Below are 23062 nucleotides of genomic sequence, written 5' to 3'. Positions count from 1 at the left end.
AAAGCTTATTTGGCTGTAACGCCGCCGTCAACAGGAAGCTCGATGCCCGTTACATAAGATGCATCGTCGGAAGCCAGGAAGAGCACGGCTGAAGCCACTTCGGACGCTTCCGCTACGCGAGGCAGCGCCGTTTGCGACAGGAACCATTGCACCATTTGCTCGTTCGCCATCAAATCAGTCGTCATCGCCGTTTTAATAAAGCCTGGATGCACCGAGTTGACTCGAATGTTGTCCTTGCCGAAATCAACCGCCGCCGCTTTCGTCAGCATGCGAACCGCGCCTTTCGAGGCCGTATAAGCGCCTGCGCCGCTGCCGCCCGTCAAGCCTGCAATCGAGGAAATATTAATAATCGCGCCGCCTTTGTTTTCCTGCATGTTCGGAATGACATGCTTCATGCCAAGGAAAGTGCTCGTCACGTTGATGCTCATCACCCGATCCCACTGTTCGACCGAAGTATCCAATAAACCCACGGCCAGCGAAATACCCGCATTGTTGACCAGAACGTCAACTTTGCCATACGACTCGATAGTCGCTTTGACTACCTTCGCCCAAGCTTCTTCAGAGGCGACATTATGAGCGAATGCTTTGGCCTCGCCGCCAGCCGCTTCAATTTGTTTCACAACCTCTTGTACAGCCGCTTCATTTATATCTGTTGCAACGACCTTTGCTCCTTCTTTGGCAAACAAAAGCGCTTCTTCTCTTCCCATGCCGCTGCCTGCACCCGTAATAATCGCTACTTTATTCGTAAGTCGAGCCATCTTGCAACATCTCCTTAGTTAGAGTAAAAGAACAGAAAATGATAGATATACTATCATTATGATTCATATTATATCACCACTTTGTCGGCAGCTCAATTCCGTCTTTTTCTTGTGTAAAATTTGACAGCTGGATATAATACTTTATATTCGGCCGCTGCTTGCCACAGCCTTTTCGACAGACTCATGAACGCATGCCGATTAGAAAGGAAGGGACTGCTTCATGGACCCTCAAACGAGGTACAAAAAAGAACGCCAAACGAGCAAACAAAACCGTACACGGCATATTTTAGAGACGGCCGAGACCGTGTTTACCGTTAAAGGGATAGAAAAGACAACTATGCAAGACATCGCAAACGCGGCAAATATCGGTATCGCCACGCTGTTTCGTTATTTTCCTAGGAAAGAAAAGCTGATCGTCGCCGCCGCCACCAAACGGCTTGAACCGATGCTTAGCCGTTTTGAAGAAATTGCCGAGTTGGAGGCCACCTGTTTCGAGAAGCTGGATCGATTGTTTGAAGCTTTTATCCACGACAACAATGCGCTCGATATTAAGCTGATGGTCGACTTCGAAAATTACGCCTCCCACTCCTCCGAGCCTCTCGAGGATATTCAGGCTTACAACGCGCTGCATCGCCAAATCTCGGCCCAGTATTCCCGGATTATTCAACAAGGCATGGAGGACGGTTCCATCCGTTCCGATCTGCAAGTGAGGGAAACGCTGACGACGATTATGAATACATTCGGCTTATTTTCCAAAAGCCTCGTGATTCAAAGCAATATCTTGCTGTTGGAGTCCGATCTGGAGTTTGAAAAACAGCTTCGGGTGCTGAAGGACATTTTACTCGGGTACGTGAAAGCATAGTGATGGCGGAAGCCGATTTGCACGATTAAAATGGACTTATTACTCGAATTCTCTAAGTTAATCCCCCCATGGTTAGAAAACAAACAGCCTTCTGGCCCCGTCTTGAAATGGCGGCCGGAAGGCTGTTTGTTTTACCGCTCGGCTTGGTCGGCCGGATGCAGCTCTTTTGCGTAACAATGGCGGGGAAGGCCGCCGTACATGAAACGAGTAAATCTTCTTGTCAGTCCCGCCGCTTCCAAATTGCGAATGCTGTAGGCATTGTCCGGATGAACCGTCGCATACAAATAACGCATACCCCTGCTGCGGGCGATTTGTTCGCGATGGCGGTGGAATTGGAGCTGAAGTCCTTGGCCGCGGGCATCCTCGTGCACAATTGTCGTATCTAGCGACGCAACGAGGGGAAGCTCATCCTCGGATATACCGAGTTCCCTTCCCAAGTTGTCCTCGCTTCGTCCGGGAAACGTCAGAATGGTGTAGGCGGCTATTCGCCCTTGTTCATCGCATGCGCCCGTTATCACGCCGACTTCGTCATGCAAGTAGTTAACAAGGCACTCTTCATCAGTGCTAACGAAATGCGAAGGCTCCGGCATTCTAGTCGCCACCTCGCGCGTTAAGGCGACAATCTCCGGGATATCCGCATATTCTATGTTGCGAAGCTTCAACATTGTTGATAACCTCCGGCCGTTATAATCGATTTCTTTACCTCAAGGGGGATTGAACCTATGACCTCACCAATAGCCGGGACAAAAACCGGATGGATTACCGCCGGTCTGCTCCTAGCCATCCTCATGTCCTCCATGGACAATACGATCGTCGCTACCGCGATGGGCACCATTGTCGGCAAATTGGGAGGGCTAGACCATTTTGTCTGGGTCACTTCCGCTTACATTGTAACGGAAATGGCCGGCATGCCGATCTTTGGCAAGCTGTCCGATATGTATGGCCGCAAGCGTCTTTTTACAATCGGAATGATCTTTTTTCTCGTTGGATCCGCTTTGTGCGGAACCGCTCAGTCCATCGTCCAGCTTAGTCTGTATCGCGCTGTACAAGGCATTGGAGCAGGAGCGCTCGTACCTATTGCATTCACGATCTTGCTGGATGCCGTTCCGCCGGAGAATCGAGGCAAGCTGCTGGCCTTGTTCGGGGCGACCTACGGTATCTCCAGCTTGTTCGGTCCGCTGCTGGGCGCTTTTTTGACCGATACGTTCAGCTGGCGATGGATTTTTTTCGTCAACCTGCCGCTTGGCATCGCCGCGCTTTTTTTAACTAATCGCAACTATAAAGAATCAATCAACCGCTCCAAACAGCCCATCGATTGGCAAGGAACAGCAACGCTGGTCGGTTCGGTTGTGTGCCTTGTCTTCGCGCTCGAACTAGGCGGCAAGCTATTCGCCTGGAACTCTCCTATTATCTTGGGCCTGCTTGCCGGATTCGCCGCGCTTGGCGGGCTATTTGTGCTGGCGGAACGGCGAGCCTTGGAGCCCATCGTTTCATTCAGCATGTTCCGGGACCGCATCTATGCAAGCAGCGCCCTGATCGCGCTGCTTAGCGGCGCCGCTTTTATCGCTGCCACCGTCTATTTGCCCATCTACATCCAAGGAGTGCTCGGCGGCTCGGCTACTTACTCTGGCTTTATGCTGCTGCCAATGATGATCGGCACTGTCGCTTCAGCGGCGATTGGCGGCTTCGTAATGGACCGGACATCCTACCGATCCATTCTCGTTACAACGCTGGCCCTACTTGTGCTTGGCCTCGGGTTGCTGGCGACCATCTCGCCCAATTCGCCTCCGCCGCTTGTCACCTTCTATATGATTTTCGTAGGCATCGGCATCGGCGCCTCATTCTCCGTGCTCGCCAACGCCGCCATACACAGCGTCAGTCCAGCCAATCGAGGAGCCGCAACGGCAACGATTAATTTTTTGCGAGCCTTCGGCATGATGCTCGGCATTACGCTGTTTGGCATTTTGCAAAACCAATTGATGAATCGCAAACTATCGGCGATTTTTCAAGCTAACGGTGACGCGGTCGCCGCCATTCCCCCGGGCTTAAACCTGACCGACCCGCATGCCCTCATGGAGCCGACAGCGCGATCTGCCATTCCAGGCGGAGTGCTCGAGTTACTGCAAAACGGCGTATCTGCGTCCATCACTGAAATTTTCCTTTGGGGGCTGCTTCCTGCCGTACTCGCCCTCGCCGCCGCATTCGCAATGGGGCGCGCGAAGCACGATCCGAAAGCGGAAGCGGATGTTTATGGGCATTAACGCGCAAGACTGTAACGAATAAACATACTGACGACAAGCGTCTAGAAGCAGTACGTTGACGGCTGTCGTACGCAAGTAGGTTGCTCATGAACTGACTCGCCTAGGCCGACCTATTCCCCTCGACGCAGCTCCAAATGAAGGATCGGAAAAGGCTTGCCGGATTCGTCCAGCTCAGAGCGGCCAATCTGCACGAAGCCGTATCGCTTATAAAAGATGGCGGCTTCTTCATTCTGCTCGTTGACGTCAACCTGAAGCCCATTTCCTTTCAATTGCTCAGCATGACGGATAAGCCTGCTCCCGATGCCCATGCCTCGGTAAAGCGGATCAACGAACAGCATCTCGATCTTCGTATCGGCAAGCCCGATAAATCCGACCGGCAGCCCTTGCTCATTCCATTCAACCCAAACTTCAACCGCCCGAAGCGCTTCGTCTCGTACGATTTGACGGTAAAAAACAATGTCCTCTTCACTCAAAAAATGATGCGTCGCGCGGACGGCCTTCTCCCATATCTCAACCAGCCTGTCATGCTCGGCTGGACTGTAAGGCATAATGCGATGTGTTGACATGTATGTTCTCCTCTTCACTACAGAATTTCATCTATTCTAGCATGTTCGATCTTACGATTCAAAAACAGGGGAAGAGTGTGAAATAAGAAGGCCCAACTCAAGCGAATTTGCTTGATTGGAGCCTTCGGATGTAGCTCGATTAAGGATAAATAGGAAAGAGTACCGCGCCGTTGCCAATATGATCCTCATCGAACAATATCGTATGGACGTAGTAGCCGATCGGTCTCTTATCGGCATCGTAGAATATTACGTACAATTGCTTGTTTGGAGCCACTGCTTGCTGTGTACCTTGACCAATAACTGCCTTTTTGCAGTTATTTCTGCCCATCATAGCTATTCAGACAAAAATAAATGCTTTTAGGCCGTTATTTTTGTCCTCGCGACGCCATTTTCATTAATTACCCTTTGAATAAATGCAATTTGGCATTTATTTATTTGCATTCGCTTGAAAAGAGAGAAATAACGGCTTTTTAGCAGTTATTCCGGGTCAAAATTAAAATCAGAGATTGATGGAAAAGGAGAGAGAGCGGAGGATCAGCGGAATTCTGGAGAAACGACAGTGGTCGCTTTTAATCAGGCTTTAATGGCGATTGGAAGAATTCTCTGACCCGCAGCACTTCTCCTCACTTAAAGTCATGCGCTGGTTTCGGTTTAGCAGTTATTCCCTGAATCACTCCAACTCTTGTCCTCGCTATTGCACATATAAACAAAAAAAACCCAACGCCATTGTTAAATGACCGGGTTTCCTTTAACAATCTATTTGCTGACGCCTAGAGCGACAATACCTGCATATCCACTTATGCCGTCTCGTTCAAAGCAATGAACGAGAGAACATATATTTTCAACGCGGTCAGCAGGTTCGGCACCGACTGCGCTTCGTCAGGGGCGTGCACGCCGCCATGGCCGGGCGGCAGCCCAAGCGGCGCAAGGTCGGCGGGCATGCCCGGGCCGAAGGCGACTGCGTTCGGGATTTTGCGGGCATATGTGCCGCCGCCCATGACGAACGGCTCGGCTTGCCCGCCCGTGACGCGGTTATACGTGTCGGTCAGCAGTCGCACCTCAGGCGCGTCCTTGTCGCCGCGATTGGCTTTGTTGACATGCACGTGCGCTAACGCGAAGCCGCCTTCCGATGCGGCTTCGCCAGCTCCCCGCAGTATCTCATCCGGGTCCGCTGTAATCGGGTAGCGGATATTGACTTCGAGGCACAGCTCACCGTCCTGCAAGCTGCCGACAGCGCCGACGCAGGTGAGCGGTCCGGACAGCTCGTCCCGGCACGCGATGCCTAGGGCGGAGCCATCGTTCGAGGAGCATACGCCGCAAATGAAACGGAGCAGCCGCTCATCCTCGCCATCGCCATCCAACAGCCCTGCATCCAACACGGCATCCAGCAGCAAGCCTATAGCGTTGACAGAGCCTTCCGGGAATCCGGCATGGCCGGATTTTCCTACTGCCGTCAGCCGGACAATCGCGCCGTCATATCCCCCAGCTTCAGCGCCTTCGACTCTCTTATGCCCTACTGTCAGGCCGTCGGAAAGACTCTCTCTGTCCAGCAGCTTGACTAGCCCGCCATTAGGCGACTCCACCTCAACCGACACCCCGGCAGGCAGCGCCGCCTCGGCCAGCTTAGCCGCCCGCCGGGCATCGAGCCGAAGCGTCAGCTCGGCGTCGCCTGGCACGATATTCGAAGCGCTGCCCGCGCGGAAGCCAAGCACCGCGCCGCTGCCGCCACTCCATCCGGCGGTCCGCAGCTCCGCTTCAATAATTCCTTTCTCGCCGTAGCAGACGGGAAAGCCGCTATCGGCGACAATATTGAAATCGGGCACGTCGCCGTGCTCGACGAAATACGTCGCGTCGTCCATGCCTGCTTCTTCTGAACTCCCGACGATTTGCTTCAGCGTATAGCGGAGCGGAATGCCCAGCTCCCGAATACAGCGCATCGCATACAGCACCGCAACCGCCGGCCCCTTATTGTCCTGCACGCCGCGGCCGATCAGAAAATCGCCCTTGAGCGTCGCTTGAAACGGCGGATACGTCCAATGATTGCCCGCAGGCACGACGTCGACATGGCCCCAAATACCAACGGTTCTGCCGCCGTTCATTCGTTCGCCTTCGATAACGCCGCAGCGATACTCTGCATTGGAGACGGCAAAGCCGTACTTCTCGCCAAGCGCCAGCATCGCCTCAAGCGCGGCTGCGCTGGCTTCCCCGTAAACCTTCGGCTCCGGCCCGGGCTGCGACACGCTCGGAATGGCGACCAGCTCGCCAATATCGGCAAGCAGTTCCTCCTTATGATCGGCGATCCAACGATCGATTTTTTCCTCCCACATCGCGCTACGTCCCCTTTTTCGCAAAAAAGATTAGCCTTTTACCGCACCTTCCGTCAGACCGGCGATAATATGCTTCTGCCCGAGCGCGTAAACCGCGATAATCGGCAGCATTGCCATCAAATACGAAGTGAAGGCCATTGTGTAGTTAAACGAATACTCCGTTTTGAAATTATATTGGAACAGCGGCAGCGTCCAAAACTCCTTCGCCTTATTAAGCAGCAGGAGCGGCAGCATGAAATCGTTCCAGAACCAGAGCGCGTCCATAATAATAAGCGTCACGAGCATCGGAGCGATCAGCCGCAGGATGATCGAATGATAAATTTGAAACGTACCGCAGCCGTCGATGCGAGCTGCTTCCTCGATTTCCATAGGCATTTGCTTGATGTAATTGACCAGCAGGAAAACGCCCTTCGTCAAGCTGAGCGCCCCGTACAAAATAATGAGGCCGAACGGGTTCAATAGGCTCATACTCGTCATAATTTTCGTCAACGGGAGCATGATGACCTGAAAAGGCACGAACAAGCCGAGCAAAATGTAGGCGTAAATCGTTTTGTAGTACGTCTTGTGCGGATTTCTCGCAATTGCATAAGAAACGGATGGATTAATCAGCACGACAAGCAAAATCGAAAAAACAGTAATGTAGGTCGTATTCCAGACAAAGCCCCAGTAATCGCTTTTCGCAAACAGCTGCGCGTAGTTGTCGAAGTTTAAGCTTTGCGGCAGGGCGAAAAAGCTTTTCCCCGCTTCCGGCAGCGTTTTGAACGTATTGATCAGAACGAGATACAACGGACCAAGAATCAGGATGAAGCCAAGCGCAAGAATGACGTTGCGGATGATCCGCCAGCCCAGACCTTCTCTATTGATGCTTAACTTGAAGCTCATCAGCCGTTCACCCCGCCTCTCCGCGACACCCATATTTGTACGAACGACAATATCGCGATAATAATGAACAAAATAACCGATTCGGCGTTCGCCATCGCAAACTTCATATTTTGGAACGCGTCGTTGTAGATCATGATCCCAATCAGATTGCTCGCTTTGATCGGACCGCCTCCGGTCAGCGTATACGCATAATCGAAGGAAGTGACACCAGCCTTGATCGCCAGCACCATGTTGACGGTAATCGTAGGCACGAGAAACGGCATCGTAATAAAGCGGAATCGCTTAAACGTCGAAGCTCCGTCAATCCGCGCCGATTCGTACAGCTCGTCCGGCACCGACTGCAGCCCCGCGATAAAAATTAGCGTCGGCAGCGCCACCGCCTGCCAGATGTTGACGAGCACGATCGCAACAAGCGCATACTTTGGGTTCCCCAGCGGGCTTTGCATGAACATAGCGATATCAAGCGCTTTGCCGATTTGCGGCACGATCCGATAAAACATTTGGTCCCAGATGAGCGAGATCGTAACGGCGCTAATCATTCCCGGCAAGAAATAAACCGATTTCGTAAACGTTTTGAAACGTTTCAGCGAATTGAGACTGACCGCCAGAGCAAGCGACAGCACCATGACGCCGACGACAAGCATAATCGCGTATTTGCCCGTTACCTCTAGCGACTGCCAGAAATTCGGATTGCGGAACAGACTTGCGTAGTTGTCAAAGCCGATATAATTGTAAGTTTTACTAATGCCGTTCCAGTCCGTAAAGCTGTATTGGATACCTACGATGACGGCATACGCGAAAAAGACGGTATACAAAATCACCGCCGGCAGCGAAAACAAAAAATAGGTGAAACGGTCGAAGGAGAAAGCCATCTTTTTGTTCATGCCGCACCTCGTTTCTTTCGAATCAAGAGCAAGAAGGGGAGCATAATTCGAATTCGAATAGGATTCAAATTATCCTCCCCTAGCCTTTGCGCCGATTATTTGCCGGCGTTCAATTTAATCGTTGCGTCGATATTTTTCAAATACTGCTCTGGGCTTTGCTTCTCCAGCAAAAACGCTTGCGTTGTGCTGTACAGCTCGGTTACAACGTTGCCAGGAAGCGTCGACGCCATCCAGTCATGAACTTGGCCTTTATCGATGAAATCGAGTAGCGGCTGCAAGTTCGCATCCTCGTATTTCGTACCTTCGATGATGGAAGGCTCGCCCGACAGATCGGACCATTTTTGCGCTACTTCTGGACGCGCCAGGTAGCTGATGAACGCGATTGCTGCTTCTTTTTCTTCCGGCTTCGCTTTCGCCGATACCGACAGCGCTGCGTTAACGCCGCTCAATGCATGCGTCGTTTCTTGCGTATCGTTCGGCAGCGGGAATGCGCCGAATTTCAGATCCGGGTTAGCCAGCTTGATGTTGCCGCGGCCGTAAGAGCCGGAAATAACCATCGCTGCTTGACCGTTCGCGAAAGCCTCCTGCATCATCGCCGTGCTTGCGCCGAATGCATCTTGGTTCGCATAAGTCGTCAGCTCGTTCAGCTTGTTAGCAAATGCCAGGAACGCTTGATTGCCTTCCACTTTGCCCTCGCCGTCGACTACCTTTTTCATTTCTTCTACACCGCCTGGTACATACGCGATGTTTGTCGATTGGAAAATGTGGCCTACGTCTTTCAGAGGCAGGTACAGCGGCAAAATGCCTTTGGCTTGGAACGTTTTGCACGCTTCGATAAACTCGGCATACGTCGTCGGAATGGAGACGCCGTTTTGCTCGAACAAATCAATGTTGTAATAAACGGCCATGTAGTTGCGGGCGTAAGGCAGCGAGTAGTATTCGCCGTCTTCCGCAGGCGTCATCGCCAAGTACGATTTGTTTACTTTATCCAGGAACGGCTGACCGCTCAGTTTCTCGATATAACCGTTTTTCACTTTTTCTTTGAACTGCAGCTGCGTCGGCCAGTCCGTGAACAGCGGCGGAATATCGTCGGATGCAATACGGGCCGTCAGTACCTTCACCGAATCCGGCACCGTGTTCATTTCGATTTTGATGTTTGGATATTCTTTCGAGAAATCATCGATAATGGCTTTATAAGCGCTCTGAATCGCTTCCTCGCCTTGCTGTTGGAAAAACTCGATTTTGACGACCCCGTCGCCCTTCTTACCTTCGCCGGCATTTCCGTTATCGCCCGATTTTCCGCATGCCGCAACAAAGATAAAGGTCATCAGCAGCAAAATCGTAAGCGACGCTTTAAACGTTTTTTTCATTTCATCCGAACCCCTTTTACATAGTAGTTGTGCCTAGCCGCCGGACAGTTTGTCTGTCGCCTCGGACCGGAATTTCTCCGCGCCCGCCTCCGGCGTAATCCGTTCGTATAAAATCTCCCGCTGCAGCTCGTTATACAGCTTCACCAGCTCCGCTCCGGCCGCCGTCTCCGGCGGATCGATCGGACTGCCTCTCTGCTCGACAAGGTCCAAATAATCCAGTACTTTTCGCTGCGTCGGCGAGAGCGAATTTTTAATGCTGGCGATTACTTTCGGGTTGTACGGCAAGCCGAAGTACCCGTTTAACGTTTTCGCCGCCTCAATGTTATTGGTGAAGAAGTTGATGAAGAGCGCAGCTTCGTCGGGATGCTTCGAATTTTTAGCAATCCCTTGATAGAAGGAAGGCTTAATATACATGCCCCGTTCGCCCGAGCCCGGATACATCGCGAGTCCGACCGGGAAGCCAAGCTGCCGCTCCATAATGTCGATCTGATTGCTCCAGTACGTCTGTGCGCCAAACGCCGTCAGGCCTTTCGGAAACGCTCCGTCGTCCAATCCTCGCGGATTTTGCTCCAAAGCGGCCGAGCTGATCAGCCCTTCTTCCCGCCACTTCAACTGCTGCCGGAAAAAGGAGACGAACAGCTCGTCATCGTCGTAGCCAAGACCTGTTTGCTCCGCGTTATACAGCGACTTGCCGTGCTGCCTCAGCCAGACTTGAAAATGCTTGAACGTCAGCACCGTATCGCCATGTACGCCGGTTTCCCGCTTGATCGCGCGAAGATCGCGCTCATATTGCTCCCAAGTGTAATCCGCCCCTGGCTCCTCGACTCCCGCTTCCTCCAGCAGCTTCGGATTATAGAACATGACGAGCGCATTATTGCCTATGTTCACGCCATAAATCGATCCGTTTGCCGAAGCTCCTTCATGCGGCGCTTGATTGATCTCCCCGCCCAAATCGATTGTTTTGTCATCAATGTAACGATTCAGAGGCAGCAGCAAATCCTTCTCGATGTATTCCGAGATACTGGCGTAATCAATCCTGATAATATCCGGCAGGCTGCTGGTCGCCGCCATGACGGCCATGCTGCCGTTGTAGGCGTCGCCCCAAAAATACTCGGCCTTCACGCGAATATTCGGATACGTTTTCTCGAACAGCCGAATAACGGCCTCATTCTTCTCTACAGTCAACTGGGAGTTGGCCCAATAGGCCATCCGAAGCGTGATTGGCTCCGGAATTTCGGGCGCGTTTGAAGAAGACATGCGGTCGCGGCTGCCCGCCGCTCCCGTGCCTATCTCGCTCATGCATATCGTCAGCACGATCGCCGACACCAGCAATAAACCGATTCCGATTGTTCTCCAGTTCCCCATAGCCATGCATCCTTCGGTTCGATGCGCGGTGGGCTCCCTTTAAGGGCGTCGCAGCCCCCTGCCGCGCTTCTCGCTTTCTTGTCGCTCTAATGAGAAATCCGCTCTTCGAGCCGATTCATTGCGTCTCTACTCGGCCTCGCCGATGGCCCGATTAGCCAAATTCGTCAGAACAACATCGTCCATTGGCGGATTGTGCAAGCCGGCGCGCACGTCGCGATACATCCTCTCGAGCGGATGATTTCTTGACAGGCTCAGTCCCCCGACGATTCGCATCGCTTGATCTACAATGCGCAGCGCCGAGTTTGTCGCAATATACTTCGCGAGCCCCAGCTCCGGCCGCAGCGCCGCGCGCTGCTCGGGTTCCTTATCCCAACGGTCCGCAATTTGGTAGAGAAAGCTTCGAGCCGCGATCAAATCAGTTTCGATCAATCCAAGCTGCCGTTTGACGTTAGGCAGCTCGGCAATCGGCACTGTCAGCGAGTTCGGCTTATGCTTGCGCGCAAAGGCAAGGGCAAAATCTCGCGCCGCGTAAGCAATGCCAATGTAGCAGGCCGGGATATGCAGCATCGTCGCCTCCGTTGGTACGGCAGGCACTCCTGCTGCCGGCTGCTCCAGTCCTCTGATCGTCTCTTCGTCGGGCACAAAGACGTCATTCAAAACAACGTCATGGCTGCCCGTCGCCCGCATCCCCATCGTGTTCCAGGTCTCCTCGACCTGTACGCCCGGTCCGGTTCGCACGAGGAAGGAACCGACCTTCTCGCTGCCCTCGATACCGGCCGATACAACAAACTGCTTCACAATCGGGCTTAGCGTGCTGAATGTCTTGCGTCCGGTTAGCCGCCAGCCGCCTTCAGTTCTAATCGCCGTCGTCTCGGGTCTGCCTCCGCGGGTCGGACTGCCCGTCGCTGGCTCGCTGGCAAACTCGTTGATCAGCGCCCCTTCTTCGACTATATCCTTGCAAAGCTTGGCAAACAGCGGTTCGGGCCAATGCCGGGCCAGTCGAAGCTGCATCAGCATATGAACATGCCAGCCGACAGCGAGCGCCGTAGAGCCGTCGCCTCTAGCCAGCCGTTCCTGCGACAGAACGAGCTCGTAAGCCGACGCCTCTTCTCCTCCGTACAATTCCGGCACGGTCAGCTTCAAATACCCGGCCTCTCTCAGGTCCTCGAAGTTTTCGAAAGGAAACGATCCCTCCAGATCATGCTTGGCTGCTCTCTCAGCGAACAACGAGGCAAGCCGATCGGCTCTGTCTGCGATTGCAGCCTCGCGTTCGTTGCGGATGAATGGATCTGGCCATCGAGTCATTATCCCTACCGCCTTTCCTATATTTCTGATGAAATTACTCTGGTTTCTATTTATATTAAACGTAAAGAGCCTGCGAGAATAGGTAAAAAACCGAACTCTTTCTTGTAAAAACCCGCTATTATGCTTTCCCCCGGCTCAGCCGCTTGCGGTATTCAACCGGTGAAACGCCAACTTCCTTCTTGAATACGTTCGTAAAATATTGCGGGTCCTGCTCGAAGCCGCATCTTTCCGCAATTTCGTAGATTTTAAGCTGCGAATGCGCCGCCATCAGCTCTTTCGCCTTCTCCATACGCATCGCCGTCAAATAGCGGGTAAATTTCTCGCCCGTCTCCTGCCGGAAAAGCTTACCTAAGTACTCCGAATTAAGAAACAGATGATGCTGGGCCATCCATTGCAGCGATAGCTGGCGATTCTCCAAATGCTCCGCCGTCAGCTGCTTGATCTTGGAAACGACGACCTGCGCCCGGCTGTCGGCGCGAGCAGGCTCGTTCTCGGCTGTCGCCGAATCGTCAGTCACGGCAAGCGCGGACGGGGATGCGAATGCAGATGCGGACGCGGATACAGTCATAGGTTCGCCAGCCCCCTGCCGCTCGCGCTGTTCCAGCTGCCGCCTCATCCCTTCGATTTGGCGCTCCTTCATGCGCGTCGCGTCAAGCTCGGCGGTTACCTCTTGCAGCACTTGGATAATCTCTTCCTCGTTGCTCGGCTTTAACAAATAATGCTTCACGCCGAACCGCATCGCCTGCGCCGCCAGCTCAAATTCGCCGTAACCGGACAGAACGATGAATGCGATATCCGGGCATTCCTTCTGCGCTTGTTGAATCAGCTCCAAGCCGTTCAGCTTCGGCATTTTAATGTCGGTTATGACGATGTCGGGCTGCTGCTGTACAATATCCCGGAAGGCAGCGGCGCCGTCGGGCGCCGTTCCCGTAAGCGTCAGGCCGAGTTCTCCCCAGCTGATCATCTCTGCGATCCCTTCGCGGATCATCCGTTCGTCGTCCGCCACCAATACTTTATAGTTGCTCATCCCGCTACCTCGCTTTCGCTTTCCGTCATGACCGGCAGCGACACCCGTACCGTCGTGCCGTGCTCCATGGCCGGATGAAGGCTTATGCCGTAATGCTCGCCGTACAGTAAATGAATGCGTTCGTGAATGCTCCGGAGACCGAAGCCACCCCCCGTCGCCTCCCGGTCGGACGTCAAATAGCTCGTATCCATGCCCGGACCGGAATCGGTAATCCACAAATCAAGACGGTCACCAAACCGCTCTCCACTAATTGCAATATCGCATTGCCCCGTTTCTTCGTCCACTCCATACTTCAAGCAGTTCTCGACAATTGGCTGAAGAATCATACTAGGCAATCGAAGGCCGTACAGTTCAGGGGCGATATCGATCCGATAACGCAGTCGTTCCTCGAACCGAAACTTTTGTATAAAGAAATAGTTGTTCAAATGATCGATTTCGTCCTGCAGCGTCACGATTTCCTTTCGTCCGATCGTATTCCGCAGCATGTCGCCGAGCGCCTTCACCATCTGCGAGATCGACGTCTGCCCGTTGCGGCGGGCCAGCCAGTTGATCGAATCGAGCGTGTTGTACAGAAAATGCGGATTCAGCTTTGCTTTTAACGCTTCGTATTGCGATTCCTTCAAATGAATTTGCTTTATATAGTTGTCTTTAATCAGACGCTCGAGCCGGTTCGTCATTTTCGTAAAATTAAGGTTGAGCAAGCCGATCTCGTCCATCGTCTGGGCCGTCTCCGGCCGTGGGGAAACGAAATCCCCTTTCTCTACCTTACTCATTCGCCTAGCCAGCTCTTCCAGTGATCGCGTAATGTTTTGCGAAAAAATAAATCCCGACCAGATGAGCAGCGCAAAAATACAGCCGTACAGCACAAGCAGAATGCGCCGCATCAGTTGCGCCGTCTCGAACAGCGATTCGTAAGGGACGAGATGAATGAACGTCCAGCCTGTATAATCAAGTTTGAAATAAGCGGCTAAATATTTATGATTCTTCATATGAACCATACTGAACCGGCGTTCGGATTCCGCATTGGAGGATAGCTCGTCCGGCAGCTCAACCGCCAGCGACTCCCCTGTATCGGAATAGACCGGCTTGTCGCCGTCTTGAATAATAAGCGATGTATCGTAACGAGGGCTTCTATTGTTCTTCTCGCTGCGCTTGACGACTTGTCCGGCTTCCACCCGGATAATGAGCGTGCCGAGCGGCTGCAGGTCCATATTTTGAACAGCCCGGATTTGCCGGAGCGACAAGAACGTCATCGGCTCCTTGCCCCCGACCCACAGGCTTGCTCCCTCTTTGTCTGCGGCGAGCGCAAGCATCTCTTGGTCGTGCGCCGGCACCGGCGCATCGGCGAGCGAGCCCGCCAAATATTCGTTGCCCTTGGCATCGACGATAACGATCGATTTGATCGAGTAGTCGTGGAATGGATACGCGAGCAGCTTCTGCTTCAGCGAGCTGACGGCAGTCAAATTTTCGAGCGTTCCCTTGGCGTACTTAATCTGCTTCAAGCTCTCTTGAATGTCGGGATCGCTGACGACGGTGAGCGTGAACTTGTCGATCTCATTCAGCTTCTCTTCCATCCGCTCCGAATACAAATAGAGCTTGTCGCTTGCTTCCTCGTACACCAGCCGTTCATAAAGCGTCTGCATGCGCTGCACGTACAGCAAGCCGACGAAGCTGACGACAACCGCCCCAATAATGACGAACAGCACCAGCTTATGCTTCAGCTTCAGATTCATCGCTCACCTACCCGCCCGAGACTTCCATTGATGGTTGGACAAAAAGGCTTCTCCGGCAAACGGCTGGCAAGCCGTTCCCTTTAAAGCCCTCTGAATATACCTATTATTCCGATAAACTTTACTAAAAAGTGTAGCAACGTTAGTCCCAAGTGTCAATCGAGGTCAAAATGGCATTTCTTGACTCCATTGTACACAGAGCATGTCCGTTACGGAACCTATTTTTTCTCCCGAATGGGAGGAAAAGGGTCATGTCTGGGTAAGGCAGGGATAATCAGGTTATGAAGATTTAATCATGATATTATTGAGTCACGCCGCAAAACATTGTGATATGTTTTAGCTTTGATTTCTTTTTCAGCAGCTTCAAACAAAGCTTGATGAGACAGAAATCCATTGCGCAAGCTTTTAGAACGGCATTGTATTTGGAGGTGTAGAGGATGATTAGCTCTGCTGAAGAGTTTGTTAGATTGCGACTTAGCGAAGATATGGACGAGCACCTTAAAGCTGCATGGGATGATGCACCTTTAGTGGTTTGGTTAGAAGTGATTGAAAAGTACCCCGATATGCGCGAATGGGTAGCTCACAACAAATCAATTCCTGTTGAGATAATGGAAATACTCGCTCTTGATACAGATACAAGAGTTAGGTTTACTATTGCAACGAAAAATCGTCTGCCAGAGCACTTACAAATAAAACTCGCTAAAGATTCGGATTCCTCAGTTAGAAGTCGGATTGTCTATAACAAAAAGTCTACATTCCAAACCCTAAACCTATTAACAGTCGATGGAGATGAAGAAATAAGAACATTAGCAAAGAGCAGAATTGATGAAGGACGATATAAATAATTATTTAGCAACAATCTTTACGAAAGTGTTTTCTTGAACGCGAAACGCAAAGAAAAAGACCGCCTCATTCGAGACGGTCCCTGACTGACACAGCGTTCATTCTAAATTTGAGGTTCTTTTCCGACGCCGTAAGTCAGCTCTACCACCCATTCCTTAGACACTTGCAAATCCTTTTCACGGTCCGGCCCTTCAATATTGACGAGAATAAATTCGTACTCTTCGCCGGTCAGCTTGTCGAAATTAAGCATGTAAAAGCCCGGGGTAGACACATCGCCGCCTTGGTAGCCGTCTTTCGCCGCGTCCGTATAGAAGGTTTCCAAGTCTTGAAGCTTGCCCTCCCATTTGAAGCGGACCTAATGAGCGGTATAGCCATCCTCGGATCGCTTGTCATGGACAGTCGACTTGCTGCCTTTCGGTATCCATTTGTCCGGTATTTCCTTTGGCCAATCTGCGGCTCCATCGCTTTTATCGTTTACTTTCGGCTTTTCCGTTGGCTCACACCGGAAGCTGCAGGGATAATATTCGAGTGGCGTATAGAAGTAGATTATGACTCGCGGCCTGCAAAAAGTCCGTTAGATTGACCTGAATGTAATGCGACGCGGCTGCCAAATTTGTACTAGTGCGCTTCCAGATCGTCAACATGACGAATATGCTTATGGTTCGCAAAAATATAAGCGATCGCAAGCAGCACGAATGCGGAAGCGACGTAGAACGGCACATGCGGATTAAAAATCTCGGACAGCTTACCCGCCATATACGGCGCGACGGCAGCGCCCAAAAACCGCAAAAAGCTGTAGGCGGCCGAAGCGGTCGCGCGCTCAACCGGAGCCGCACCCATGACCGCCGTTGTAATGAGCGTATTATTGTTGCCGAGTAGCGCGCCTGCGAAGATGACCGCTCCGATGACCACCCATTGATTCGACGTAAAAATGCCCATGACGAGCAGATCGAGCACGAACAGCAGCAGCATGAACGCCATCGGCTTGATGATGCCGAATCTTTTTTGCAGCTTTGGCGCCATAAAGACGGAGGTCACTGCCAGCAGCGAGCCCCAGCCGAGGAATACATAGCCCATTCCTTGCGGCTTCAATCCCATCACGAGAGGCGCAAACGCCATGATAGTGAAGAAGCCGACATTGTAAAAAGCAGCCACAATGCCAAACGTCAGCAGCGAACGATGTCTCATCGTTTTGAACGGAGCGAGAATGGACGTTGGCTTCGACGCAGACGGCTTTCCGTCCTTTTTGGCCGCTTTCGGCATTAGAATAATCAACACAAGAAAGGCGACCGCCATCAAAACTGACACGCCGACAAATGGCGCTCGCCATGAAATCGATCCGAGCGTTCCGCCAACCAGCGGACCTATTGAGATGCCGAGACCGACTGCCGCTTCATATAAAATAATGGCTTTGGCAGGAGCCCCCGTCGACAGCACGATAATCGACGTTAGCGCAGTGGCGACGAACAGCGCGTTGCCCAGTCCCCAGCCGCCGCGCAATCCGACCAGCGTCCAGATGCTCTCGGCGGAGGCCGCGAAGCCGGATACGATCGCGATAATGACAATGCCGAGCAGCAGTGTCCCTTTTAACCCCAGCCTGGAGGACACCGTTCCTGTAATCAGCATGGCAAAAGCCATAATCGCGTTATAACTGGTGAACAGCAGCGTTACCTCGCTTGGCGCGGCGTTCAGCTGATGCGCCAGCTCGCGAAGGATCGGATTGACCAGCCCCATTCCCATAAACGCGATAATCCCTGCGAAAAACACGGCCCACACGGCAATAGGCTGCTTCAGAATACTTTCATTCGAGACGCTTAGCGGTGATTCGGGCATAGCGTCCGCAGCCGAAGCAGAAGACTTCTTTTTAGACGAAACGTCCTGTGCACTTGGCGATGTTTGTGACATAGCTTCCCTCTGTCTCCTTTTCTTATAACACCCTAGATCCTTATATAGTTGTATTAAGAAACTATTTAATTGTATGATACAATTAAATGAAATGTCAACGAGTCCCTTTATTTCCCTTCTTGGCTTCATCTGTGCTACGATCATACTAGTGAATCGCAAAGAGAGGTTACCGTTTATGAACAAAGAAGCGCTTCAGTCGATCGAATTCGAAATCGCCACTTTAATAAGACGCATTAATGCTTCCAATAAAAAAGCCGGCTCGCTCGACCGGTCCGCTTATTTGCTGCTGCATCATATTTCCTCCTACGGCTCGGCCGGGGTTAAAGCGCTCTCCGAGGACTTCCGTCTCGATATTTCCACGGTCAGCAGGCAAGCTGCAGCCTTGGAACAGAAAGGTTATGTGACCCGCCATCCCGATCCAACTGATGGGAGAGCTTTTTCCCTTGCCATCACGGAGCTCGGTATGAAGGAATTGCTCGAAACGCGAGAGCAGCGCCAAGCGCTTGTCGCTCGTCGGATTGAAGATTGGCCCGAGGAAGAAAGCTTGCTCTTCGGTCAACTGCTGCGCAAGTTCAATGACTCGCTGATGAAGGAGTAAGCGACTGGAATCACTGCAAGAATATACAAAGAGGATCTGCAATGGCAGATCCTCTTTGTAATGGAATGACTATATTAACAATGTCGACTATGGAAAGCATTCTGAGCATATCGTTTCGCTGAACCATACAAAAAAAACGGACAAACATTTGCTGCCGCCCGAATTATAAGTTTATCCAATTTTCGAAAAAAAGATTCATTTTAGGTATTGACGAAACCAAAACAAGCCCATATAATGGACTTAGATACAACAACTAAGTACAGACATCATACAGGAAGTTGTGGTATTACTATATTAGGTGCCTTGACGGGTTTCTGATGTTGGTAGCATCAGAATTTACGTTTCTTTTTGTGCCCCAAAACGTTTACAGTCATAAATATATCAACTCCTGAGGGGTATTGTCAAGCTTTTCTGTTGTGCAAACCCATAAAGTGACGATATAAGGAACATGTAAGCGTAACTAAAAAAAGTGCGACTGTCCAAATCACCGGCTCCTAAGGAAAGGATAAGGTGTAAATAGAATACCTGACCTCCGAGTTTCTATCAGAAGGAGGTCAAGCCCAACATGACTTGCAGTTTCCCTAAAGCAACTCATGTGAGAGAGCACGACAGACGGTCGCACACCGTTCGCGGTCACTTTCGCAATACGCGATATGGACGCGTTTGGATTCCTGCGCACATTCGTAACGGCTCTCTCGTCAGCGAACATTGCCGTAGTTAGGTAATAGCTGACTTATAACCCGTCGCACCGCCTCAGAAAAACCCCTTAAATCACATTTTGTGATTTAAGGGGTTTTTCCATTTTTATGTCTCATAATATCCACTCACTCAGTCCTTCAAAACTCCCCCCGCCGCAATGCCGTGGCCCCCGTTCGGCTAAGCTCGGCAATGCCGTAAGGGGCGAGCAAGGCGATCAGACGCTCCAGCTTGACGCTTTCTCCCGTCGCTTGGATCGTCATCGTGTCCGTCCCAATGTCGATGACTCCAGCGCGGAACGCTTCAACCGTCGCCGTTACTTCGGGTCGCTCTGACGGGGCGACGCGAACCTTGATTAAAGCCAGCTCCCTCGAAACCATCGGTCCGTCGCTTAGACGGTCGACGCGAACAACATCGATCAGCTTATACAGCTGCTTCTCAATCTGTTCAATTGTCCGCTCGTCGCCTTCTGTGACAATGGTCATTCGCGACAAACCGGACTCCTCGCTGTTTCCTACCGTAATGCTGTCGATGTTGAAGCCCCGACGGCCGAACAAGCCAGCCACCCGCTGCAACACGCCCGGCTGGTCGTTCACAATTACCGCAATCGTATGTTTTTGCTCCATTACTCCTCATCCCCCGTAATCATTTGATCCAAAGTCGACCCGTGCGGAATCATCGGATAAACATTTTCCCCTCTCGGAACCGTAAACTCCACCAATACCGGTCCTGGCGCAGCAAGCGCCTCCTGCCAAATACGCTCCGCATCCTGCTTGTTATTAGCCCGCATTCCTTTTACCCCGTATGCTTCCGCCAGCTTGACGAAGTCAGGACTGCCAGCCAAATCAATCTCGCTGTACCGGCTGCTGTAGATAATTTCCTGCTGCTGCCGCACCATGCCCAGCACTTGATTGTTGATGACAACGATCTTCACCGGTATTTGATGAATCGCGCATATCGCCAGCTCCTGCGCACACATCTGCATGCCTCCGTCGCCGTTGACAGAGATAACGAGTCTTCCGGGATTTCCAGCCTGCGCGCCGATTGCCGAGGGAAAGCCAAATCCCATCGTGCCTAACCCGCCCGAAGTAATGAGCGAGCGCGGATGCTTGAACCGGTAAAACTGCGCCGTCCACATTTGATGCTGGCCGACGTCGGTCGTTACAATCGCTTCGCCCTGCGTCGTTCGCGAGATCATTTCGAGCACGTACTGCGGCTTTAACTCATCGTCGGCATCGCGATAGGTTTGTGGATGCTCCTCCCGCAATCGCCGCACCCGATCCAGCCACTCCTGTCTAGGCCTGCTAAGGCCAACCGGTTTGGCCGATTCACTCTCGCCCCAGCCCCTTCCATTCGCATAGGCGAGCACCTCTCTAACGTCTCCGACGCAGGCGATATCGGCTCTGACGTTTTTGCCTATTTCGGCCGGATCGATATCGATATGGGCGATCATTCTCGCCTGCGGCGCAAAGCCGTCGATTTTCATCGTAATTCGGTCGTCGAGACGGGAGCCGATGACGAGAAGAAAATCAGCGTTTTGTATCGACTTATTCGCTGCGTACAAACCGTGATGTCCAGGCATGCCCAGCCATAAATCATGACCGCTCGGGAACCCGCTAAGCCCCATCAAGGTTGTCGTTACCGGGATGCCATGCCTCTGGGCAAATTGGATGAGCTCGTCGGAAGCGTCCGCGTACACCACCCCGCCGCCAGCAATGATGATTGGCCGCTCGGCCGCCGCCAATGCTTCGAGCAGCCGGTCAATCGTTCCGAAATCCAGTTCCGGCGAAGCCTGATAGCCCCGAACGGAAAGCGGTCTGCCGCTGCCTGTTTGGACCCGGGAGGCTAGGTTGTCGCCGGAAGAAATCGCCTCAATGTCACCCCCCCGTTTCAGTGCGGCCTCGTCGCCCCCAAGGGAAAGCCTTACGGTATCGCTACTGCCAGTCAAGTGCGCCTTACCACTACCGCCTGTCATCTCCGAATCAAGACTCAGCCTCTGATTAGACACATCCTTTGGTATATCGATCAGCACCGGTCCTTTCCGACCCGTGTTTGCAATATAAAAAGCCTCCCGCACAATACGCGGAATGTCTTCGGCCTTGCGCACGAAATAGCTGTGTTTGGTAATCGGCATCGTGATGCTGACAATATCCGCCTCTTGAAAGGCATCGCTGCCTTGCAGATGAGTCGAAACGTTCGCCGTAATCACGACGAGCGGCACCGAGTCCATATAGGCCGTCGCGATGCCTGTAACCAGATTGGTGGCTCCCGGACCCGATGTAGCGATGCATACTCCAACTTTTCCCGTAGAACGTGCGTAACCGTCGGCCGCATGAACCGCCCCCTGCTCATGGCGCGTCAAAATATGTTTGAAATCCGGGTTGTACGTCATCGCATCGTATATATACAGTGCACTCCCGCCAGGATAGCCGAATACGCAGTCTACCCCCTCATCCAGCAAGCCTTGCAGAAGCGCATCTGCGCCCGTCATCTCATCCGGCTTTTTTCTAACTCCTTGCCGCTTTTTCATTTCCTTCTCTTCGTGTGCGCGTGCACTTGTGATCTTCATCATCGCATACCCCTCCTTTATCATTGCAAAAACAAAAAGCCTCTCCGTCCTCTGGGCGCAGACAGCCGTTTAAACTGTCTGACCCAGGGACGAAGAGGCTTGCAGACTCTTCGCGGTACCACCCCGGTTCACCGCATCCTTACAGAATACGGCCTCATGAAGCAAACGCTTGGACTTGCTTCGGGCACTTTAACGTGCGCCACTCCGTTTGAGTCTACCGGCCGGCCGATAAAGAGGAGCGCGCTTCCTCCATTCGCCCGGCTTTCTTTCAAATAGCTCCGAGAATGACATCGCAGGGCCGGGTTACGGCGGAGGTTCCAGCTTTCCCTCCGCTCTCTGGGCATAAGAGCCAGCCGAGTTTTTTTCTCATCAACGCTTGCTTATAGTACGTGTTCAAAAAGTCCGGTTTTCAGCACCAAGAAGGTTGGATGAAGCTAGGGAATGAGGAGCGGAGCGTAGTGAGAGCTACGTGAGCACCGGAAGTCCCGGCTGCATGCAAGATTCGATGTCGAGTTGACCTCTTGGTAGACTTCGTGATCAAAAGTGGACTTTTTGAACAACCTCTTATTGAAAAACCCCTCCGTCTCTGGACGCAAACGACCAATAAGCCGTCTACGCCCAGGGACGAAGGGGTTTGATGTCTTCGCGGTACCACCCTGGTTCGCCGCATCCTTGCGGAATGCAGCCTTGTGAAGCAAGCTTGCAAGCCTGCTTCGGCGCTCTAACGTGCGCCATCTCGTCCGGTTCTACTCACGCCCTAACCTTGCGGCTTTGAACGCCGCTTGGAACTCGTTTTCTTCCGGAATGCTTGGAGGCGACCTTTGCAGGTTCGGATTATGGCGGAGGTTCCAGCTTTCCCCCCGCTCTCTGGACATAAGAGCCAATCCCGCATCTTCCTCTTCATCGCATACATATAAAAAACCCCTTGCCCGCCGGGCGCATAGAGCCTATCGGCCGTATGCGCCCAGGGGCGAAGGGGTTTGAATGTCTTCGCGGTACCACCCTGGTTTGCCGTCACCTTACGGTATGCGGCCTCGTGAAGCAAGCTAGCGAGCTCGCCTCGGCGCGTTAACGTGCGCCAACCCGTTCGATTCTACTGACCGTCTCCCAAAGC

The 23062-nt window shown here is 52.4% G+C and carries 19 protein-coding genes; 4 read left to right on the top strand and 15 right to left on the bottom strand.

Features of this window, described 5'->3' with window-relative positions; genetic code table 11:
- Positions 1–5: 5 nt before the first annotated feature.
- Positions 6–758 (bottom strand): SDR family NAD(P)-dependent oxidoreductase, encoded by a 753-nt coding sequence (locus ACFVTB_RS08850; protein WP_387747552.1) that lies wholly within the window; start codon positions 756–758, stop codon positions 6–8.
- 220 nt (positions 759–978) lie between these two features.
- Here ACFVTB_RS08850 and ACFVTB_RS08845 point away from each other — a divergent pair, with 220 nt between their 5' ends.
- Entirely contained in the window at positions 979–1620 is a 642-nt protein-coding gene (locus ACFVTB_RS08845) for a TetR/AcrR family transcriptional regulator (protein WP_387747550.1), read from the top strand.
- 131 nt (positions 1621–1751) lie between these two features.
- On the opposite strand, the gene ACFVTB_RS08840 is transcribed toward ACFVTB_RS08845, so the two are convergent.
- Positions 1752–2285 carry a GNAT family N-acetyltransferase gene (locus ACFVTB_RS08840; RefSeq protein ID WP_387747548.1) on the bottom strand — a complete coding sequence of 178 codons (534 nt, stop codon included), beginning with the start codon at positions 2283–2285 and terminating at the stop codon, positions 1752–1754.
- A 57-nt stretch (positions 2286–2342) separates the two neighbouring features.
- Between ACFVTB_RS08840 and ACFVTB_RS08835 the strand changes: the two genes are divergently transcribed.
- On the top strand, positions 2343–3881 hold the full coding sequence (locus ACFVTB_RS08835; RefSeq protein WP_387747546.1) for an MDR family MFS transporter: 1539 nt from the start codon (positions 2343–2345) through the stop codon (positions 3879–3881).
- 110 nt (positions 3882–3991) lie between these two features.
- On the opposite strand, the gene ACFVTB_RS08830 is transcribed toward ACFVTB_RS08835, so the two are convergent.
- The 9 genes from ACFVTB_RS08830 to ACFVTB_RS08790 form a co-directional block, all read right to left on the bottom strand.
- On the bottom strand, positions 3992–4447 hold the full coding sequence (locus ACFVTB_RS08830; RefSeq protein ID WP_387747544.1) for an acetyltransferase: 456 nt from the start codon (positions 4445–4447) through the stop codon (positions 3992–3994).
- 797 nt (positions 4448–5244) lie between these two features.
- On the bottom strand, positions 5245–6774 hold the full coding sequence (locus tag ACFVTB_RS08825) for a M20/M25/M40 family metallo-hydrolase (RefSeq protein ID WP_387747542.1): 1530 nt from the start codon (positions 6772–6774) through the stop codon (positions 5245–5247).
- Between the two features lie 30 nt (positions 6775–6804).
- Positions 6805–7656, bottom strand: coding sequence for a carbohydrate ABC transporter permease (locus ACFVTB_RS08820; protein WP_387747540.1), 852 nt, complete (start codon positions 7654–7656; stop codon positions 6805–6807).
- The gene (locus tag ACFVTB_RS08815; protein WP_387747538.1) at positions 7656–8540 is read right to left on the bottom strand and encodes a carbohydrate ABC transporter permease; all 885 of its coding nucleotides are present in this window, start codon (positions 8538–8540) and stop codon (positions 7656–7658) included. Before ACFVTB_RS08815 ends, ACFVTB_RS08820 begins: the two co-directional genes overlap by 1 nt.
- 95 nt (positions 8541–8635) lie before the next feature.
- Positions 8636–9910 carry an ABC transporter substrate-binding protein gene (locus tag ACFVTB_RS08810; protein WP_387747536.1) on the bottom strand — a complete coding sequence of 425 codons (1275 nt, stop codon included), beginning with the start codon at positions 9908–9910 and terminating at the stop codon, positions 8636–8638.
- A 33-nt stretch (positions 9911–9943) separates the two neighbouring features.
- The gene (locus ACFVTB_RS08805; protein WP_387747534.1) at positions 9944–11275 is read right to left on the bottom strand and encodes an ABC transporter substrate-binding protein; all 1332 of its coding nucleotides are present in this window, start codon (positions 11273–11275) and stop codon (positions 9944–9946) included.
- 126 nt (positions 11276–11401) lie between these two features.
- The gene (locus ACFVTB_RS08800) at positions 11402–12580 is read right to left on the bottom strand and encodes an acyl-CoA dehydrogenase family protein (protein WP_387747531.1); all 1179 of its coding nucleotides are present in this window, start codon (positions 12578–12580) and stop codon (positions 11402–11404) included.
- A gap of 118 nt (positions 12581–12698) precedes the next feature.
- Positions 12699–13607 (bottom strand): response regulator transcription factor, encoded by a 909-nt coding sequence (locus ACFVTB_RS08795; RefSeq protein WP_387747529.1) that lies wholly within the window; start codon positions 13605–13607, stop codon positions 12699–12701.
- Positions 13604–15340 carry a cache domain-containing sensor histidine kinase gene (locus tag ACFVTB_RS08790; RefSeq protein WP_387747527.1) on the bottom strand — a complete coding sequence of 579 codons (1737 nt, stop codon included), beginning with the start codon at positions 15338–15340 and terminating at the stop codon, positions 13604–13606. Before ACFVTB_RS08790 ends, ACFVTB_RS08795 begins: the two co-directional genes overlap by 4 nt.
- 434 nt (positions 15341–15774) lie before the next feature.
- On the opposite strand from ACFVTB_RS08790, the gene ACFVTB_RS08785 reads away from it, so the two are divergent.
- The gene (locus tag ACFVTB_RS08785; protein WP_387747525.1) at positions 15775–16182 is read left to right on the top strand and encodes a hypothetical protein; all 408 of its coding nucleotides are present in this window, start codon (positions 15775–15777) and stop codon (positions 16180–16182) included.
- Between the two features lie 101 nt (positions 16183–16283).
- On the opposite strand, the gene ACFVTB_RS08780 is transcribed toward ACFVTB_RS08785, so the two are convergent.
- Together ACFVTB_RS08780 and ACFVTB_RS08775 are read right to left on the bottom strand one after the other, a co-directional pair.
- Positions 16284–16502 (bottom strand): hypothetical protein, encoded by a 219-nt coding sequence (locus ACFVTB_RS08780; protein WP_387747523.1) that lies wholly within the window; start codon positions 16500–16502, stop codon positions 16284–16286.
- A gap of 296 nt (positions 16503–16798) precedes the next feature.
- A complete protein-coding gene (locus ACFVTB_RS08775; protein WP_387747917.1) occupies positions 16799–18013 on the bottom strand; it encodes an MFS transporter in 1215 nt (404 codons plus the stop codon).
- A gap of 247 nt (positions 18014–18260) precedes the next feature.
- Between ACFVTB_RS08775 and ACFVTB_RS08770 the strand changes: the two genes are divergently transcribed.
- The gene (locus ACFVTB_RS08770) at positions 18261–18683 is read left to right on the top strand and encodes a MarR family winged helix-turn-helix transcriptional regulator (protein ID WP_387747521.1); all 423 of its coding nucleotides are present in this window, start codon (positions 18261–18263) and stop codon (positions 18681–18683) included.
- Positions 18684–19519: 836 nt separating this feature from the next.
- Here ACFVTB_RS08770 and ilvN read toward each other — a convergent pair.
- Positions 19520–20005, bottom strand: coding sequence for an acetolactate synthase small subunit (ilvN, locus tag ACFVTB_RS08765; protein ID WP_387747519.1), 486 nt, complete (start codon positions 20003–20005; stop codon positions 19520–19522).
- Positions 20005–21909 carry a thiamine pyrophosphate-binding protein gene (locus ACFVTB_RS08760; protein ID WP_387747915.1) on the bottom strand — a complete coding sequence of 635 codons (1905 nt, stop codon included), beginning with the start codon at positions 21907–21909 and terminating at the stop codon, positions 20005–20007. Before ACFVTB_RS08760 ends, ilvN begins: the two co-directional genes overlap by 1 nt.
- Positions 21910–23062 lie beyond the last annotated feature (1153 nt).

The sequence above is a fragment of the Paenibacillus sp. NPDC058071 genome (assembly GCF_042885235.1).
Taxonomy (GTDB): domain Bacteria; phylum Bacillota; class Bacilli; order Paenibacillales; family Paenibacillaceae; genus Pristimantibacillus.
Note: the sequence above shows the minus strand (reverse complement) of the source record. Positions and strands in the feature narration are given on the sequence as shown.

Coding starts and splice junctions, on each gene's coding strand:
- ACFVTB_RS08850 (WP_387747552.1), bottom strand. CDS start 758: ATGGCTCGACTTACGAATAAAGTAGCGATTATTACGGGTGCAGGCAGC.
- ACFVTB_RS08845 (WP_387747550.1), top strand. CDS start 979: ATGGACCCTCAAACGAGGTACAAAAAAGAACGCCAAACGAGCAAACAA.
- ACFVTB_RS08840 (WP_387747548.1), bottom strand. CDS start 2,285: ATGTTGAAGCTTCGCAACATAGAATATGCGGATATCCCGGAGATTGTC.
- ACFVTB_RS08835 (WP_387747546.1), top strand. CDS start 2,343: ATGACCTCACCAATAGCCGGGACAAAAACCGGATGGATTACCGCCGGT.
- ACFVTB_RS08830 (WP_387747544.1), bottom strand. CDS start 4,447: ATGTCAACACATCGCATTATGCCTTACAGTCCAGCCGAGCATGACAGG.
- ACFVTB_RS08825 (WP_387747542.1), bottom strand. CDS start 6,774: ATGTGGGAGGAAAAAATCGATCGTTGGATCGCCGATCATAAGGAGGAA.
- ACFVTB_RS08820 (WP_387747540.1), bottom strand. CDS start 7,656: ATGAGCTTCAAGTTAAGCATCAATAGAGAAGGTCTGGGCTGGCGGATC.
- ACFVTB_RS08815 (WP_387747538.1), bottom strand. CDS start 8,540: ATGAACAAAAAGATGGCTTTCTCCTTCGACCGTTTCACCTATTTTTTG.
- ACFVTB_RS08810 (WP_387747536.1), bottom strand. CDS start 9,910: ATGAAAAAAACGTTTAAAGCGTCGCTTACGATTTTGCTGCTGATGACC.
- ACFVTB_RS08805 (WP_387747534.1), bottom strand. CDS start 11,275: ATGGGGAACTGGAGAACAATCGGAATCGGTTTATTGCTGGTGTCGGCG.
- ACFVTB_RS08800 (WP_387747531.1), bottom strand. CDS start 12,580: ATGACTCGATGGCCAGATCCATTCATCCGCAACGAACGCGAGGCTGCA.
- ACFVTB_RS08795 (WP_387747529.1), bottom strand. CDS start 13,607: ATGAGCAACTATAAAGTATTGGTGGCGGACGACGAACGGATGATCCGC.
- ACFVTB_RS08790 (WP_387747527.1), bottom strand. CDS start 15,340: ATGAATCTGAAGCTGAAGCATAAGCTGGTGCTGTTCGTCATTATTGGG.
- ACFVTB_RS08785 (WP_387747525.1), top strand. CDS start 15,775: ATGATTAGCTCTGCTGAAGAGTTTGTTAGATTGCGACTTAGCGAAGAT.
- ACFVTB_RS08775 (WP_387747917.1), bottom strand. CDS start 18,013: ATGCCCGAATCACCGCTAAGCGTCTCGAATGAAAGTATTCTGAAGCAG.
- ACFVTB_RS08770 (WP_387747521.1), top strand. CDS start 18,261: ATGAACAAAGAAGCGCTTCAGTCGATCGAATTCGAAATCGCCACTTTA.
- ilvN (WP_387747519.1), bottom strand. CDS start 20,005: ATGGAGCAAAAACATACGATTGCGGTAATTGTGAACGACCAGCCGGGC.
- ACFVTB_RS08760 (WP_387747915.1), bottom strand. CDS start 21,909: ATGAAAAAGCGGCAAGGAGTTAGAAAAAAGCCGGATGAGATGACGGGC.